The 15,294-nt window shown below is 53.8% G+C and carries 17 protein-coding genes; 12 read left to right on the top strand and 5 right to left on the bottom strand.

The window, feature by feature from the left end:
* The first annotated feature begins 30 nt into the window (after positions 1-30).
* The gene (locus QXU72_08000; protein ID MEM0495184.1) at positions 31-780 is read left to right on the top strand and encodes a phosphoribosyltransferase family protein; all 750 of its coding nucleotides are present in this window, start codon (positions 31-33) and stop codon (positions 778-780) included.
* 42 nt (positions 781-822) lie between these two features.
* On the opposite strand, the gene tmk is transcribed toward QXU72_08000, so the two are convergent.
* Positions 823-1,467 (bottom strand): dTMP kinase, encoded by a 645-nt coding sequence (tmk, locus tag QXU72_07995; GenBank protein MEM0495183.1) that lies wholly within the window; start codon positions 1,465-1,467, stop codon positions 823-825.
* 120 nt (positions 1,468-1,587) lie between these two features.
* On the opposite strand from tmk, the gene QXU72_07990 reads away from it, so the two are divergent.
* From QXU72_07990 to QXU72_07980, 3 genes are all read left to right on the top strand, one after another.
* Positions 1,588-1,812 (top strand): antitoxin VapB family protein, encoded by a 225-nt coding sequence (locus tag QXU72_07990; protein ID MEM0495182.1) that lies wholly within the window; start codon positions 1,588-1,590, stop codon positions 1,810-1,812.
* Entirely contained in the window at positions 1,796-2,224 is a 429-nt protein-coding gene (locus QXU72_07985) for a type II toxin-antitoxin system VapC family toxin (GenBank protein ID MEM0495181.1), read from the top strand. The genes QXU72_07990 and QXU72_07985 overlap by 17 nt, the downstream gene beginning before the upstream one ends.
* Before the next feature lie 220 nt (positions 2,225-2,444).
* Positions 2,445-3,155 (top strand): HAD family hydrolase, encoded by a 711-nt coding sequence (locus QXU72_07980; GenBank protein MEM0495180.1) that lies wholly within the window; start codon positions 2,445-2,447, stop codon positions 3,153-3,155.
* 34 nt (positions 3,156-3,189) lie between these two features.
* Here QXU72_07980 and QXU72_07975 read toward each other — a convergent pair whose 3' ends face one another.
* Positions 3,190-4,794 carry a PTS system mannose/fructose/sorbose family transporter subunit IID gene (locus tag QXU72_07975; GenBank protein ID MEM0495179.1) on the bottom strand — a complete coding sequence of 535 codons (1,605 nt, stop codon included), beginning with the start codon at positions 4,792-4,794 and terminating at the stop codon, positions 3,190-3,192.
* A gap of 105 nt (positions 4,795-4,899) precedes the next feature.
* On the opposite strand from QXU72_07975, the gene QXU72_07970 reads away from it, so the two are divergent.
* From QXU72_07970 to QXU72_07955, 4 genes are read left to right on the top strand one after another with little or no spacing between them, the layout of a single operon-like run.
* Positions 4,900-5,784 carry a hypothetical protein gene (locus QXU72_07970; protein MEM0495178.1) on the top strand — a complete coding sequence of 295 codons (885 nt, stop codon included), beginning with the start codon at positions 4,900-4,902 and terminating at the stop codon, positions 5,782-5,784.
* Positions 5,781-6,245, top strand: a complete 465-nt coding sequence (locus tag QXU72_07965) for a hypothetical protein (GenBank protein ID MEM0495177.1) — start codon at positions 5,781-5,783, stop codon at positions 6,243-6,245. Before QXU72_07970 ends, QXU72_07965 begins: the two co-directional genes overlap by 4 nt.
* 38 nt (positions 6,246-6,283) lie before the next feature.
* On the top strand, positions 6,284-6,787 hold the full coding sequence (locus QXU72_07960) for a PTS sugar transporter subunit IIB (protein ID MEM0495176.1): 504 nt from the start codon (positions 6,284-6,286) through the stop codon (positions 6,785-6,787).
* A 10-nt stretch (positions 6,788-6,797) separates the two neighbouring features.
* Positions 6,798-7,907, top strand: coding sequence for a Gfo/Idh/MocA family oxidoreductase (locus QXU72_07955; protein ID MEM0495175.1), 1,110 nt, complete (start codon positions 6,798-6,800; stop codon positions 7,905-7,907).
* Here QXU72_07955 and QXU72_07950 read toward each other — a convergent pair.
* A complete protein-coding gene (locus QXU72_07950) occupies positions 7,875-9,140 on the bottom strand; it encodes a neutral/alkaline non-lysosomal ceramidase N-terminal domain-containing protein (protein MEM0495174.1) in 1,266 nt (421 codons plus the stop codon). The two genes, QXU72_07955 and QXU72_07950, sit on opposite strands and share 33 nt — an antisense overlap.
* 267 nt (positions 9,141-9,407) lie before the next feature.
* Between QXU72_07950 and QXU72_07945 the strand changes: the two genes are divergently transcribed.
* Positions 9,408-10,010: a hypothetical protein gene (locus QXU72_07945; protein MEM0495173.1), complete on the top strand. Its 603-nt coding sequence runs from the start codon at positions 9,408-9,410 to the stop codon at positions 10,008-10,010.
* Positions 10,011-10,312: 302 nt separating this feature from the next.
* Here the strand turns inward: QXU72_07945 and QXU72_07940 are convergent, their stop codons facing one another.
* Positions 10,313-11,629, bottom strand: a complete 1,317-nt coding sequence (locus QXU72_07940) for a PTS transporter subunit IIC (GenBank protein ID MEM0495172.1) — start codon at positions 11,627-11,629, stop codon at positions 10,313-10,315.
* 120 nt (positions 11,630-11,749) lie between these two features.
* Here QXU72_07940 and QXU72_07935 point away from each other — a divergent pair, with 120 nt between their 5' ends.
* From QXU72_07935 to QXU72_07925, 3 genes are all read left to right on the top strand, one after another.
* Complete coding sequence (locus QXU72_07935; GenBank protein MEM0495171.1) at positions 11,750-12,049, top strand: PTS sugar transporter subunit IIB; 300 nt, start codon at positions 11,750-11,752, stop codon at positions 12,047-12,049.
* Between the two features lie 87 nt (positions 12,050-12,136).
* Positions 12,137-12,886: an SIS domain-containing protein gene (locus QXU72_07930; protein ID MEM0495170.1), complete on the top strand. Its 750-nt coding sequence runs from the start codon at positions 12,137-12,139 to the stop codon at positions 12,884-12,886.
* A gap of 23 nt (positions 12,887-12,909) precedes the next feature.
* Entirely contained in the window at positions 12,910-13,983 is a 1,074-nt protein-coding gene (locus QXU72_07925; GenBank protein ID MEM0495169.1) for an SIS domain-containing protein, read from the top strand.
* 67 nt (positions 13,984-14,050) lie between these two features.
* On the opposite strand, the gene QXU72_07920 is transcribed toward QXU72_07925, so the two are convergent.
* On the bottom strand, positions 14,051-15,232 hold the full coding sequence (locus tag QXU72_07920) for a class II D-tagatose-bisphosphate aldolase, non-catalytic subunit (protein ID MEM0495168.1): 1,182 nt from the start codon (positions 15,230-15,232) through the stop codon (positions 14,051-14,053).
* Between the last annotated feature and the right edge of the window lie 62 nt (positions 15,233-15,294).

The following is a 15,294-nucleotide window of genomic DNA, read 5'->3' as shown; positions in this document are numbered from 1 at the left end:
GTTTAAAATATAGTATCTTTTACATGATATGTGGCGTTGAGAAGGCAGGAAAGCCTCGTTTTGCAGCTGCTCTGCCAGGGGGCGCTCCGCGCCGTCAGGAAGGGGTTGAGGAGAGGGGCCCTTGCCGAGAGCTTAGCCAGGGCTGGCGTCGCGGTGAGCCCTGTAGACCTGAGCCGCTACACGTCGGGGTCGCACCTACCCAGCCCCGGCAGGGCATTGGAGATCCTGGAGGCTATTCACAGGTCGGGGCTGGCCAGCGAAGCTGTGAAGCAGAGAGTTTCGGTGGACGAGATGGGCGTCGTCAACGTGAGGCAGCTAGCCTACGACGTGGATATCCTCTTGCTGGCAGCTTCGGCCGCGTACCTCGAGTTCTCCGGCATGGTGGACACCGTGCTCACAGCCGCGGTGAACGGGATCCCGCTCGCGACTATTGTCTCGTGGGCGCTATCCGCTCAGCTCGCTGTCGCGAGGAGGGAGAGGGAGAGCGCGTCGGCAAAGTACTTTGAAGCTGAGGTGATCCTCAGCGATCCTCCCAGCGTTTCGCACTTGTACCTTCCCGCCGAGCAGCTGAAAAGAGGGGAGAGGGTTCTCATCGTGGATGATCTCCTCCGCAGCGGCAGGACTCTGAGAGCATTAGCGAAGATAGCGGCTAGCGCTAATGCTCACCTGGTCGGAGTACTCTCGATTCTGGCTGCCGGCGAGGGGTGGAGGATGGCGGTTCCCGAAGGAGTCAAGACCGTCGTTCTCTACAAGGTTAACAGCGATAAAAGAGGTGCGTAGAAGCCTCGAGGTAGGGCTCTGCGCCGGCTGCTCGCCTTTCCCTCACAGGCTCCGAGCCTCGAGGTCCCTCTTCGTGGCCTCCTCGAGGACGCTCTCGAGAACACCTTCAATCTTCCTCTGAACCACTTCCGGCTCGTCGTCAGTCCTGATGACGTGAATGTTGGGGAACTCTTCCGAGATCCGGAAGTAGGCTGTGCGCACGCGCTCTAGCTTCTCGATCTCCTCGAACAGCTCGACCGCGAATCTATCCTCCCTTATCCTCGCAACTGCAACCTCAGGCTCGATGTCGAGAATGAAAGTGACGTCGGGGAGCGGGAACTTCGAGTTCACGGTTTTCAACCACTCGTAGTCCAAGTTGAGAGAGCCGTAAGCAAGGCTGGAGAAAATGTAGCGGTCGGTGACCACAGCCCTCCCGGCTCTCAGCGCCGGGAGGATCACTGTATTCACGTGGTGGCAGCGGTCAGCTGCAAAGAGCAGCTGGAGCGTCATAGGGTCTGCCTTCCACTCGCCCCTCAGGCAGGCCCGTATCAGGCCGCCGATGAGGCCGTCGGTCGGCTCCTTCGTGAGGACGACCCTTAAGCCCCTGCTCTCAAGGAACTTCTCGGTCAGCCTGGCGTGCGTCGTGAGCCCCGCGCCGTCGATCCCCTCGAATGCTACGAGAATCACGGGGTACCTACGCCTGGCCAAATATTAACACCTCGCTTAAAACAGGCTCTCGAGCCTCTGCGGGAGAGGCTCCGCGCGGTTACTCTGCCGAGAATCGCGCGGCGCGAAGCTTTAAATAATCTCATGCATCATGCACTGTACGTGAAAACGATCACTATTAGCGACGAGGTCTACTACAAGCTTGTCGCGCTGAAAGGAGATAGAAGCTTCACTGAAGTGATAGACGAGCTAATAAGGTCCAGCGTCAAGAGCAGGGTCGAGATGATTATTTCTCTCTCGCGCAGGAGCGCACCCCCGGAGCTCGAGGAGGCAGTTAAGCTGGTTAGAGAAGGCTTCAAGGCGAGGTTCGTTGAAACTGCTCCTTGACACGTCATTCATCCTCGAGCTGAGGAGGGGGAGCGGGGCGGCGGAGAGTAAGCTTAGAGAGCTTGCCGACAGCGCTTCAGACGTCGGGGTATCGGTTCTCTCCGTCTACGAGCTGTACCTGGGAGCCTCCCTGTACTTCCTGAAGACGGGGAGCACTGCCGAGCTTGCGTGGCTCGAGAGTTTCTTAAGCTGGGTTAGCGTCTACCCCTTGTCTCGCTCTTCGGCTGAAGTTGCCGCCCGCGTGAAGGCTGAAGCCATGCTGAGGGGCTTGCAAATCCCCGACCTTGATCTCCTGATCGCAACCTCGGCTGGCCCGGACACGCTCCTCCTAACGTTCGATAGAGATCACGAGGGAGCTAGGCAGCACTTGTCCCGTTACGGCGTAGAAGTCGTGTACCTTGGGAAGCGCTAGCCTCCCCTAGATGCAAGTAGAGCATCGCACAGCGATGCTCCGGGGATCGGCGGGCTCCTTGAAGACCCTCCCAGCGGGAAGCGGAAAGTGCGGCTTAAGCCTGGCTGGTAGGGCTCTATCGGGGTTGGTGGAGAAGGAGAAGCAGGCCCGTGAGGGGGTCACGGCTGCTGACGCGGGGTCGAGGCCCAGAAATATATAGCTCTTTGGCAACACTGGGAGCGTGCCTGGGGTCTTGTTTCTCATCGACTATGACGGTACTCTCGCGCCCGAGAACGAGAGTATCGATGCGGAGGTTCTCGAGAAGCTGCGGAGCATTAAGGAGAGTAGTGGCGCTAGGCTGGTTGTAGCGACAGCTAGGCCTCTCGGAGATATGAGGAAGTTTATCCCCAGGCCGAGAGTTTTCGACGCTTTCCTTCTGGAGCTAGGATCGGCTATCTACTTCCCGCTCTCTAGGGAGCTAGTGCTGTTCAAGCCAGACTACTGGGATAGCCTCGTAGAGGTGCTTAAGCGCGCGCTGCCTCCTGCCAACGTGGGCAGCGTGCTCTACTACTTCGACGAAACTGTGCTGGAACAGGCGAGGCGGCTGCTTGAAAGCGCTAAGACTTACCCTGCAGATGTCGTGAAAGTTGGTTCAAGAACGTACGTCGCAGCACCTCCCGGCCTCAGCAAGAAGCTAGGCGTTGAGAGACTACTGAGGGTGAGCGGCTGGGAGCCCTCTCTAAAGGTCGCTATCGGGGATAGCCTCTCCGATATCCCCCTCTTCGAAGTATCGGATTTGAGGGTAGCTGTCGGGAACGCGCACCCCAGCCTCAAGCGCATAGCCGACTTCGTGGCGAGCGGCAGCATGGCCGCAGGAGTTCTCGAAGCTATAAGCTACGTGATAGAGAAAAACGCAGCAGATTCTCGGGAGGAGAGGCCCGACCAACTCTAGATTTAAAAGAAAAAGGCCTCTTTAGGGAAAATCTCTATCCGAGCACGCCTATCAGGGCCAGGATGAAGGCTGTGAGGAATAGTATGATGACAGCCTTGCCGTAGCTGTAGCCCTTATTCTTGATGAGCCAGTAAGCGTAGAGGGTGAAGAGCAGCGGTAGCAGCGAGGGCATGAACTGGTCGAGGATGGGCTGAAGCTTGATCTGCTGGCCTGCGTAGGCGGCGAGAACAATTGGGGTAGTAGCGCGGACGTAAGTAGCCGCTATGCCGCCTATAATCGCCATAGCGAAAGCCATGATGGCGTCCCTAGCCACCTTAAGGAACTCACCCCTGAGGATCTCAGCCAGGGAAAGCCCGTACTTGTACCCGTAGACGAGCGTATAGTACTTTACTGCCCACGAGACAGGAATCCATATCGCTAGCGCGACGACAGGGCCCAGGAGGTTGCGTTGCACGCCTAGCGAGGCTCCGAGCAAGAAAGCAATCGGGAGTAGTGTAAACCACATTACCGAGTCTCCGAGGCCCGCGAACGGTCCCATGAGAGCGGTCTTAATGCCCCTTATAGTGTCCTGGTCTGCGCCCTGCTCCTCTAGCGAGATCGCCATGCCGTAAATCGCGTTGTGCAGGTGAGGCTCCGTGTTGTAGAACTCGTTGTGTAGCCTAAGCCAGGACTTCAGCTCCTCGGGATCTTTCCTCAGCTTCTTCTCGATTTCGAGCATGCCGTGAGCGAAGCCCGTGCCCATCATCCTCTCGTAGTTCCACGAGGACTGGATGAACCACGAGACAGCGAACCACCTCAGGAAGTCCCTAGTAGTTGCTTTTCCGGTGAGGGGAGCTCCAGAGGACGCGGGCGTAGCCTCGAGGACATCCCTGAACACGTAGTAGTAGATGGCAGCGACGATGGCTCCGACGATCAGGGCTATTGCCACGAGGCTTAGCTTCAGGTATGCTGCCAGCGCGAAGCCCAGGACGAAGAACATGACGTTTCTCCTAGATAGCATCATCTTCATCATGATCGCAGCACCGAGCGCTGGTAGGACAGCTCCAGCTACAGCCATAGCGTCCCAGAACCTTATCGCTAAGGGACCGATGTGAATCACTTGTATCGCTTCAATTGCAGCCTTAACCGCCTCGGGGTTGACAGCCAGAAGACCGACGAAACCCCATATCGGTATGGCCCTGCTGAGACCCCAGGGGACAGCGCCCAGTATGTTGATCATGGGTATTGCGCCGAAGTTTCCTCTCTCGATCTCCCTGTCAGCCCAGTGGGTGAAAACAGCGTCGAAAGACCTGACCATTATCTCTATGTTCATAGTGAGAACTGCGATCGGTATCGCTAGAGGTACGGCTGCTTCGGGCCTAAGGCCCATGGTTATAGCTAGGACTGTCGCAGCTATAGTTCCGCTAGCAGCTTCGGGCACTGTTCCGCCGCCGATCGTAAAGAGCCCGGCGAAGACGAACTCGAGAAGGGAGCCGACGACTAGGCCGGTGATGGGATCTCCTAAGATTATTCCCGTGATGGTTCCGGCGACGACAGGCCTCCAAATGCCCAGCGGTGTTACCCAGATGTAGTCCAAGCCGAAGATGAAAGCCAGCAGTCCCAGAAGCCCTACTTCGACGGGTCCTATTGCTGCTGGCATAACCTCTACGCATGGTACTCAAATAAAAACCTTTCGTGATAGCTTATACATTCAGACTACTTAAGCATGTTAAAATGCAACCTCGTGAAATTTTTGCAGAAAGCCATGGTGAAAAGAGTGCTCGACCTCACGGGAAGAGAGCTTTCAACCATCCCCGCGGCAGATTTCAAAAAAGCTATTCAGAGCTCAGAGGGTAGAGTCGTCGCAGCTGAAGTCGTCGCGACCGCGCCACCACTAGTGGATGGGGTATCTAACGTGGAGATTGCAGCGGCGTTCGGCGCAGACATAGTGCTGCTCAACATGCTCGACGCTTTTAACCCGAGGTTCGAGGGGGTGCCAGAAGAAGTGAAGAGCATCTCAGACCTCGCCAGGTTCGTGAGCAGGTTTATCGGAAACAACTTGGAGCCCGTGGAGCCGGGCCTCATCCCCCCGGGTAGAACGCTGTCCCCCGAGGCTTTGCGAGCGGTCACCGAGCTGGGCTCAAGGCTTGTCGTAGTTACGGGAAACCCTGGCCTGGGAGTCACGTGGGAGCGGATAGCGGCTGGAGTGGAGCTTGCGGTAAGGGTTGTCGGGAACAAGGCATTGGTTTTCGGTGGGAAGATGCACTCGGGTGGTTTGAAGAGTGAGGAGATGTACGACCTGGCTCTCGTTGAGCGTGTGCTTGCTTCGGGGGCTGACGGCGTGGTGATCCCGGCTCCCTACACGGTTCCCGGGTCGACTCCAGAAGCCGTGAGAAGCGTCGTGAAGCTGGCTCAGAGGTACGATAGCGTGGTGATGTGTACGATCGGTACCTCGCAGGAAGGGGCTAGGCCCAGCACGGTGAGGAAGATAGCCCTGTCCTCTAAGGCTTGCGGCTGCGATGTTCACCACATTGGCGACTCCGGTTACCGGATGGGCGTCGCTTTACCGGAGAACATTCTGGAGCTTTCGATAGCTGTGAGAGGGGTAAGACATACATACAGGAGGATGGCTTCTTCGCACGCGAGGTGAGGCACCTGAAGTACGTGCTAGCAGCTCACGGGAGGCTTGGGTGCGCGATGCTGGAAGCTACGGCGATGATACTCGGCATTTCAGTGTACCAGAAAGCAGCTTGCGTCGACCTCCAGGAGGGGGAGAGCCTCGAGAATTTCTACGACAAGCTTTCTTCGATTGTTGACGGCGACACGGTAATCGTTACCGACTTATTCGGCGGCACGCCTTCGAGAGCAGCCCTCATGCTGCTTCAAGAAGCACGTGTGAAAGCTGTGGTGACGGGCCTTAACATGCCTATGCTATTAGAGATGCTGATGAACGATGAGGGAGTAAACAACCTCCCAGAGTTTCTCCAGAGAGTGCGCCAAGCTGCGAGGGAGGGGGTGAGGGTTTTTGCGGGCAGTGATCTCGCGGAGCTTCCCGACAGGAGTGTTCAGAAGGCTGAGAAAGGCATCCTGCAAAGGTTTTTAAGAAGATAGAGGGTAGAACAGAAAACAGTTTAGAGAGGGTAGCATGCATGGGAGCTACTGATAACCTCTTCATAAGGATCGATGACAGGTTTATTCACGGTCAGGTGACTGCGGCTTGGACGAAGAAGTTCAACGCTACTTCCATCTGGGTTGTGAACGATAAGATCGCCAGCAACCCGGCTCTAAAGCAGCTGCAGCTTGTGCTCGCCCCACCCGGCATCCACGTCGAGGTGCTTAAGATCGAGGAGGCAGCCGCCAAGGTGAAGAATGCTTTAAACCAGCATAGGATTCTAGCTCTCTTCGAGAACCCCATCGACGTCCTGAAGTTCGTTGAGAGCTCGGGGCTTAAGCCGAGCTTTGTGCTGCTGGGGCAGATGGGGTTCAAGCCCGGGCGCGTGAAGATCGAGAAAACGTTCGACATAAACGCGGAGGAGCATAAAGCCCTTCTCAAACTTCTGGATATGGGAGTCAAGCTGTACTACCAGCAGCTCCCCGACTTCCCTCCGAAGCCTGTCGACATGGAGGAAAAGCTGAGGAAGCTCACCTTCTAGGCGGGAAGGAATGCGCTTGAAAGTTGGACTAGTCGGCGCAGGCTGGTCTGCTGCCGCGCAAGCATGGGCTGTAAACGCTCTGAAGTTCTCGACGAGCTCTAGAGCGCTCCCCGAGCTGGAGCTCCTCAAAGTGCTGGGCAGAACCCCCTCGAAAGCCGAGGAGTTTGCCCGAAGGTTCGGCTTCAAGGAGTGGACGACCAGAGAGGAGGAATTCTTCAAAAACCTCGATGTCGTGCTGATAGCTTCGCCTAACAACACGCATGAGCACTACGCTCTGCGCGCTTTAGAGGAGGGCGCAGACATCGTCCTCGAGAAACCTGTCGCGGTCAGCCTCGAAGGTGCTGAGCGTATACTCCGCGCCGCGGAGAAGGCTGGCAGGCACGGCACTGTATGCCTTGTCTCTCGCTACACTCCTGCCGCGGTTACGGTGCGGGAGCTGGTAAGCAGCGGGGAGATTGGCGAGGTGCTTGAGTTCCGGGGCGTGATAGCTCACGCTAAGCACGCGTACAGAGACACGCCTTTCGAGTGGAGGATGAGCAGGGAGATCGCGGGAGGTGGAGTCTTCGCAGACCTTGGAGTCCACCTGCTCGACCTGGCGGAGCACCTCACAAGCTTGAAGATCGCCAGACTGCTAGCGAAAGTCTTCACCCTGGTCGAGGAAAGGTTCGACCCCCAGACGGGCTCCACCAGGAGGGTTGACGTGGAGGACTTAGGCTACGCGGTCTTCGAGTACGCTGGGAGGGCGAAAGGGTTTATCGAAGCATCTAAAGTCTCCCCTGGCTTCGAGGAGCAGATGCGTGTCGAGATTCACGGGGATGCGGGCGGCGTCAGGTTCACCTTGGTTGAGCCGCACGCAGTTTACCTGTTCAAGCGGAGCACGAGGAGGGTGGAGAAAATATCGAGAGGGTATGAGGAGGCGTACCCCGACCTCCTCTGGCCCCTCCCGAAGAGCTTCGAGGGATGGGTTTACTCGTACATGCTCTTGCTGAAAAGATTCTTCGAGTTCCTGAGCGGCCACGCTCCGGACTACCACCCAACGCTCCGCGAAGGGCTGAGAAGCCAGCAGCTCCTCGACGCTGTTTACAAGTCAAGCGCTACAGACGCCTGGGTCAGCGTCTGATCCAAGAAGCTTTCTTACAGTCTCGAAAATCCTCTCCTTATCCTCCGGGCGGGTAAGCTCGAAGAGCGACTCATAGCCTTGGGCCCCTCTCGGGGCGAGGTAGCCGTAGTATCCATTAGCGTACGACACGACGAGCCTGCGGCGACCTCGCGAGCGCTTCAGCTCCAGCGCGAAGTCGGAGGGGATCTCGAAAGGCAGAAACACCAGATCCAGGTTGTCCCCCAGGCGGAGACCAACCACCCTCGCTTCACCAGCTCTAGGAAGATTGCCTGCACCTGCCAGTTTTTCGAGGAGCTCGAACCCCTCAACTACGGACTCCCACACCCTCCCGTGAGCACCCTCCATGCTTCTGGAGCTTAAAGCTTCTTCGAGCTTCTCCCGAGGGTTGACGAGCCTTACCTCGCACGCGGCAGAGCGGGCGTGAAGGCTACTGCAGCTCACCCAGGAGAGAGTCCCAGCGGCAGAAACCACCTGCCTTGCGAGCAGCTTCCCCAACCTCTCCGCCTCCTCGAAGCTCTGAGCCCTCCTGGTGAAGCGAGTTGAAACATTCGCGGCTGCCCCGTTCGCAAAGAAGCAAGTGTCGAGACCCAGCTGCCTGGCTATCTCGTCCACCGCATACCCGACCAGGTCCCTGCTTATGAGGAGGTTGTCGGGGCCGAGCACTGTCGGGTGTACAGCGAAGTGCAGCAAGGCGCAGCGCTCTCCTGAAGGCTTCCTGAAGATGATCAAAGTGGCGGTATCGTCGATCTTTCCGCTAGGATTGACGCGGTCCGTAGCCACCCCCTTCACCGGCGCTTCAGCTACTGCTAGGCTTGCGGGAGAGCTAGCCTCAGTAGCCTGGAGCAGCCCCTGCTCCACAGCCGCCAGTAGCTCGCTGAAATATTCCTCTCTAAAAGCTTCCTCCCCGAACGTCAGGAGCGGTGAGGTGAAGGCTGAGGCCGGCGCAGAGTGGGTGTGTGATCCCGCAACCATCAGGAGCGCTCTCCCGAGAATCCGCTCAGCGAGCCGGTAAAGCTCGCTGTAAAGCTTCTCGTCAACCCCCAGAAGGTCTAGAGTCACTAGAGCTGCTGCTTCGCCGCCCTCAAGGGTAAGAACACCTGCTTTTATATCGTCGTGAACTCCTGTCGATCTACTTTTTCGCCGAACGTAGCCAGCGAGCACGTGCCCGGCAGGCTCGCTAGGAGTGATGACTACTTGAGAGTAACCGAGCCTAAGGGCCTCCGCCCTGTCCACACGCTCCTCCACGAAAAAGAAGAGATAAACATTGACCCGCAGGCTGGTCGAGAGCAGAATCCCAACGCTTGCTAGGGGTGCGAGGCATTGTCCTCGAAAAAATCGGGTATCAGCTTAGATTGTAGCCTCCGCAGAGCGGAGAACTCTGATAGGTTTTACTGGAGAAGACGATGCTTGAGCAGCGTTTTCCCGGACGAGGGGCGCGGGAGTCGGCAAGCTTTATACATGCGTGCTCGTCTTCTGCTTGTGGCTGAGGAGCTGCTTTCCGTGGCGGTTGATAAGGCTCTAGATCTTGTTTTGGAGAAGGTGGAGAGAGGAGAGAGGCTGAAGACTGAAGACCTGGCTATCCTCACGATCGCCGTCGTCAGGGATGTAAACAAGAGAATCGACATTCTCACCGATTCCCTTAATGCTCGAATCGCTGAGCTTGACGAGAAACTCAGCAGAAGGATTGATGAAACAAACAAGAGAATTGATGAGACAAATAAGAGAATTGACACACTTACGGACTCTCTTAACGCGAGAATCTCCGCGCTGGATGAAAGGCTGAACGCGAGAATTGCAGAACTGGACGAGAGGCTAAACAGGAGGATCGATGACACAAACAAGCGGATCGACATGCTTGCAGACTCCCTAAATGCTCAAATCAACGAATTGGATAAAAAGTTGAACATGAGGATTGTCGAGCTGGATGAGAGACTAAACAAGAGAATTGATGGTGTATACCAGGTGCTGGGAGACGTGCACAGGAGGATTGATGGTGTATACCAGGTGCTGGGAGACGTGCAGAAGATGATGGTGGAGATGGGTAAGACTCTCGTAGATGTGCAGCGGGACATCGCTGAGCTGAAGAGAGCCCTGCTGAAGTAAGCCGTTGAGCGCTAAGGCAAGCGGCTAGCATACCCCGGACCTTCAGCTGGCCTATGCGCTTCAGGCTCTAACAATGCTGAACTCTAGTCGCTAGGCATTAATACTTACGCGTGTCACATCGACCGAAAACAGCTGAACGCCAGCAGGCTCGCTAGAAGTATAACCACTCAAAAATAGCTAAGCTTTAGGAAAACCTATTTTATCCATAACCCTTGTAAGGAAGACAGGATAATATTAAGTCTATAGGCAGAGAATTCTAGCATAGCGCAAGGATAGGAAAAGAATAGGTAAAGAATAAGGTTTTACCTGCCGAAGAATGGTCGGAGTATTAGCCCGTAGATTATAGCCCAGATTCCGCAGTCCGCGCTCATGCTAAGGCCTGTGAGGCCGAGTTTCTCGAGACCTAGGAACGGGTATGCCCAGATTGGAAGGAACATATACCAGAATGCGGAGAGGATACTGCCTACGATAACTCCTGGAATTCCTCCTTCCTTGTCAGCGAGAATTCCTGTTGTTGCTCCCACGAAGAACATGTAGATCGCGTTAGGTAAAATCACCATGGGCAGCCCCATGCCTGCCTGTAGGATCGTGCTGAAAGGCACGACAATTACGTGCACAATTACACCTAGCATCAACGCAATGGGTCTGAGCGGGTACACCGTCGGCACGTCGAGCGCAGGTATAGCTCCGGGAATCACTCTCTCGCTTATTCCCTTGAATGCGGGGATTATCTCGCCCAGGAACGTCCTTACACCGAAGAGCAGCACCTCGATACCTGCGGCAAAGGTTAAAGCCTGAATTATAGCCCAGACAATGTAGTTTGTACCGCCGCTGAACTCCTTCTCGATAACTCCGGGACCCAGGTAGAGAGTAGGAATAAGGAATACGAATAGCATTATCAGGCCTGAAATTATGCCTGGCTGCTTCAGGAAGGCAAGCTCCTCGGGGAACTTCAGTCCTTCAGCCTCCATCTTCGCCGCCTTCCCTCCTGTAACCTTGTTAATTAAGCGCGGGATCAAGCCGCCGAATACCATAAGGCCGAAGTCCTGGGTGTGACCTATGTTCCACTGCCCGTCAGTAATCTTCCTGACGAAGGGCCAAACCATTGCTGGTGCCACGGTCAGGTATATTGCGAGGAGAACTGCACCGAGAGTGGCCGCGCTCATCCCCCTTAACCCGTAGTTGAAGAGAACGAGCGCTATAGCACCTGCCATGGTCCACATCACGTGCCCCGTGAGGTAGATGTGCTTGAAGGGAGTTCTGGCTGCTAGCAAGCGAACCAGAATTAAGTGCAGGATAAAGCCTAAGCCGAAAATCGCTCCGATCTCAAAGCCTAGGCCAGCAGCCATAGCGGAGGCTGTGGTTACCTCCTCTAGAGTGTAAACTCCTCGAAAGCCGAAAGCTCTTACAAAGAGGCCGTTGAGAGGGGAGAGAGCGTTTACAATCGTAATCGCGCCGGCAACTACAATCAACAAAGCAATGAAGGTTCTAAGGAAGCCTGTAATAACTTCGTAGGCCTTCTTTCGAAGGGCGATTAAACCTACTAGTGCAACAAGGGATATTGTGAATGCGGGCGTTGATAGAATATCCAGTAACGCTTTAGCTAAAGCTTCTATCATAGCCGGCTCTTCTTACGTTTTCTAACTATAAATGCTTTTCGTCGAGCTTTATTTAACACGGTATTAGAGTGCTCGGCAGGAGTAAAGTTTTAGTGTTCTTGTAGCAGAGAAAGGTCTGGTATGAAGCCTCTTAAAGTAGTAGCTGTCTGCGGAATGGGTATGGGTACAGTATTCCTTATAAAGATGAACTTGGAGAAGATATTCAAGGAGCTGGGCATACCGGCTGAAGTTATCGCGAGTAATATTTCCAGCTTGAGCCTCGGTGCAGACACGGATTTAATAGTTGCTAGCATGGACTTTGAGAAAGTTCTTAAAGATAAACCTATCCGCAAAGTCTTCTTGAGAAACCTCATAGATAAGGAAGAGCTCAAATCTAAGCTACTACCGGTCTTGAAAGAAATGGGATATACGACAACATGATTCGACTGGGCTGTCGAAGTTGCTAGTGTACCGGCCTTCTCAAAGACCCCCAGCAGGCTTATATTCCCTAAACTAACACATATAGTGATGGAAGCGTTACCACCTGCCTACGAGCGATACGCAAACAGTGTAATTACAATTATTAAAAAGATTACAGCTGAAGAAAAGGAAAATATCGAGAGAGCTGCAGAGTTAATGGCTGATAGTATTGCTAAAGACTGTTTTATCCACATTTTTGGGACAGGCCACTCGATGATGATGGCTGTAGAGATGTTCTACAGAGCAGGAGGATTAGTCAGGGTGTATCCTCTCCTAGATATTTCCATATCGGCGCTTAACGGAGCGATAAAAAGCACGTTTTTGGAGAGAGTTTCTGGGTACGCTGAAACGATCTTAAACTCGGTAGCTCCCAAGCCGGGTTCCACTCTAATTATAGTCTCGAACTCCGGTAAGAACGCAGTGCCCGTTGAGATGGCAGCAGGTGCTAAGAAAAGAGGCTTAAACGTTATCGGGATCACATCTCTCGAATTTTCGAGGCGAGTACCCCCCGAGAACCCCCTCGGAAAGAAGCTCTACGAGATAGCGGACGTGGTCATTGATAACAAGGTTCCTGAGGGTGATGCTATCTACGAGGTTAGCGCTCTCAACATTAAGGTTGCACCGGTTTCAACAATCGTTAACTCGTTCATCCTGCAGCTTCTTAACATTAGAACAATTGAGAAGCTCATCGATAGAGGAGTGACTCCGGAGATATGGATAAGTGCAAATGTTCCAGGAGGTATCGAGAAAAACAGAAAGCATGTAGAGAAATACTTAAACATAATTAAACCTCTCTAGTTTTGGTTTGAATAGGTGTTTTTATGTTTAAAGGTAAATCTCCGGAAAAGCTCCTAATCTTAGCTGAAATACAGGAATCTGCCCTAGTTGCTAGAACTCTTGCGGAAAAGTACAGCGATATCAGTGCAGTACTTCAGAGTACGCTAAACAGCGTTAAGCCAGCTAAAGTAGTGCACACAGGGTGCGGGAGCAGCTACTACGCAGCATCCTTCGGTGCCTACCCTCTTCACTTCAGCAGAGTTTCAGGCTACTCTCTACCTGCCTCTGAGCTCATCTACCTGCTCTCGAGAGCTACTCGTGAAGACTTAGGTCAAGCACCAGCGGCAGTTTTCTACTCGCGCTCTGGTGAGACAAGAGAAGTAGTTCTAGCGCTGCGGCAGGCACGCAGCTTGGGGTTAAGCACAATTGGGCTGACGTGCTCCGAGGGGAGCACTCTACACAGAGAATCTGATGCCTCAGTTGCGCTCAGTGTCTGTGCTGAGAAAAGCCATTATATGACAAAGTCGTTCATTGGGCTTTCGCTGCTAGGGTTGATTTTCTCGCTTCTTCTCGCTGAGAAGAAAGCGCACGTTGTGGACGTTAAAGCTGAGCTGATGAAGCTCTCAGAAGGGGTTGAGAGGATCTCCAGCAAGCGTGAGAACATTCAAGAGCTAGTTAAAACCTCTCTCAGTAAGAGAAACTTCGTGGTTCTCGCTCCGGAGAGCCTCTACGCTGTAGCTCTTGAAGCAAGCCTTAAGCTGGTCGAAGTATCCTACACTTTCTCCACAGCGCTCCACGCCTTAGAGTTCAGGCACGGACCCTTAGCATTGCGGGAGCACGCCGAGGACCTACAGCTAGTGGTACTTTCGGCTTCCAGCTCACCTTCTGTCGATTACCTGCATAGGCTAGTCGACGAACTACGTCACCGCGGCTTTGATGTTCTTTACATCTCCGATGAAAAAGGCTCAGACCTGGAGATACCCCTATGGATGAACTCCCAGTTCGCATACCTTCTGCATGCCATTGCGATGTACTACTTCGCTGTGGAAAGGGCGCTCCTCTTGGGTTATAACCCCGACGAGCCTCGCCATATAGATAGAGTCGTGAAAACTGTTTAAGGTCTCTTTGAGTCTAGCCTAGGCAGTACAGATGCCTCTACCAGCCTCTTCACCCTCCACAGTTTTATCACTTCAAATTTACCATATGCGTCAACAGACCCTGCAAACCCAGCTTCTGAATATATGAAGAGATTTCCCCGTATATCCTATCGACGATAAGTTTTCTCACATCGACTCCGGTTTCATCAGATACTCTACTTAGAAGAGTCTCAGCATTCCTTGTAGACCAGATATACCTTGAGGCGATGCCAAGCTTATACTCCTCAGCCTCTCCAGCTGTATACTTCTTTAACTTATCTCCAGAAACTATAAGAGTGTTAAGCTCCCTTAGCAGCCTCTCAGCAGCCACTGCATCGTGGTGACGCTGCAGCACCTCCTTAACTGTAGAATACATTGTGTGAGCAAACATAGGGCCTATGTTCACACCTCCCGCAGAAGTCTGCGGTAGCACTTCAGGGTTTTCGAGAAAATCACCCGAGTGAATTTTTAAACGAAGACCGTGGCTCTGCACAACCTCCGAGAAAGCCTTTACAACAAATGGATCAACCCTATTCCCGGGCTCGACCTTCGTCCCAACATCGGCTACTCCGAAAACAACCTTCCCTGGGTTGAGACCCCTTTTCTTCAATTCAAGAAATACGCGAGTAATGAAATCGCTAAGCTGCTCTGGCGACTTGTACCCCCATCGATCACTCCCTATCTCGTAGCTTAGCTTAGCATCGCACTCCCTAGCAATTTCCTCTGAGTAAGCTATAAGTTCAGCAGTTCGCACCGCTGCAGTGCTCAGCTCAGCTACACCACCAGGTCTCTCGAGATCAAGCGTTGCATCGATGTGCACGAGAGTAAAGCCTGAACGAATAAAAGCCTCTAATGATTTCAGAAAGCTATCTACTGCTTCCATATAGGAGTAGTTCTTCACAATATGCTCATCCTTCAGCCAAGGACCACCATGATCAAGCTCGAAAACCACGCCGCACTCCTTTTGAAAACCCAGCTTATCTGCCTCCTCAGAAACGTAGCTCACAAATAATTCGGGTGTCCAGCCCGTGTACCCGCCGTCTACATCGACCTGATTCAGGGAAGCAACAAAAAGGATGGGAGCGCTATTATCCTTTGCCGCCCTCAGAGCAGCGTGGACTACATATACAGATATAGGTGAAACCCCCAGGAGGCATGGTCGCTTCTCGGCTACCTCACCCGAGTGAGAAGTGCTAAGCACAGGATCTCTAGTAATGGCGAAGCTCATCATAATCCTGTTTTTACCCTCGCGTATATTAGCATGCCCCTCAGAACTGGGTATAAGAACTTCAT

This window comes from Thermofilum sp. (assembly GCA_038741495.1).
Classification (GTDB): Archaea; Thermoproteota; Thermoprotei; order Thermofilales; family Thermofilaceae; genus Thermofilum.
Note: the sequence above shows the minus strand (reverse complement) of the source record. Positions and strands in the feature narration are given on the sequence as shown.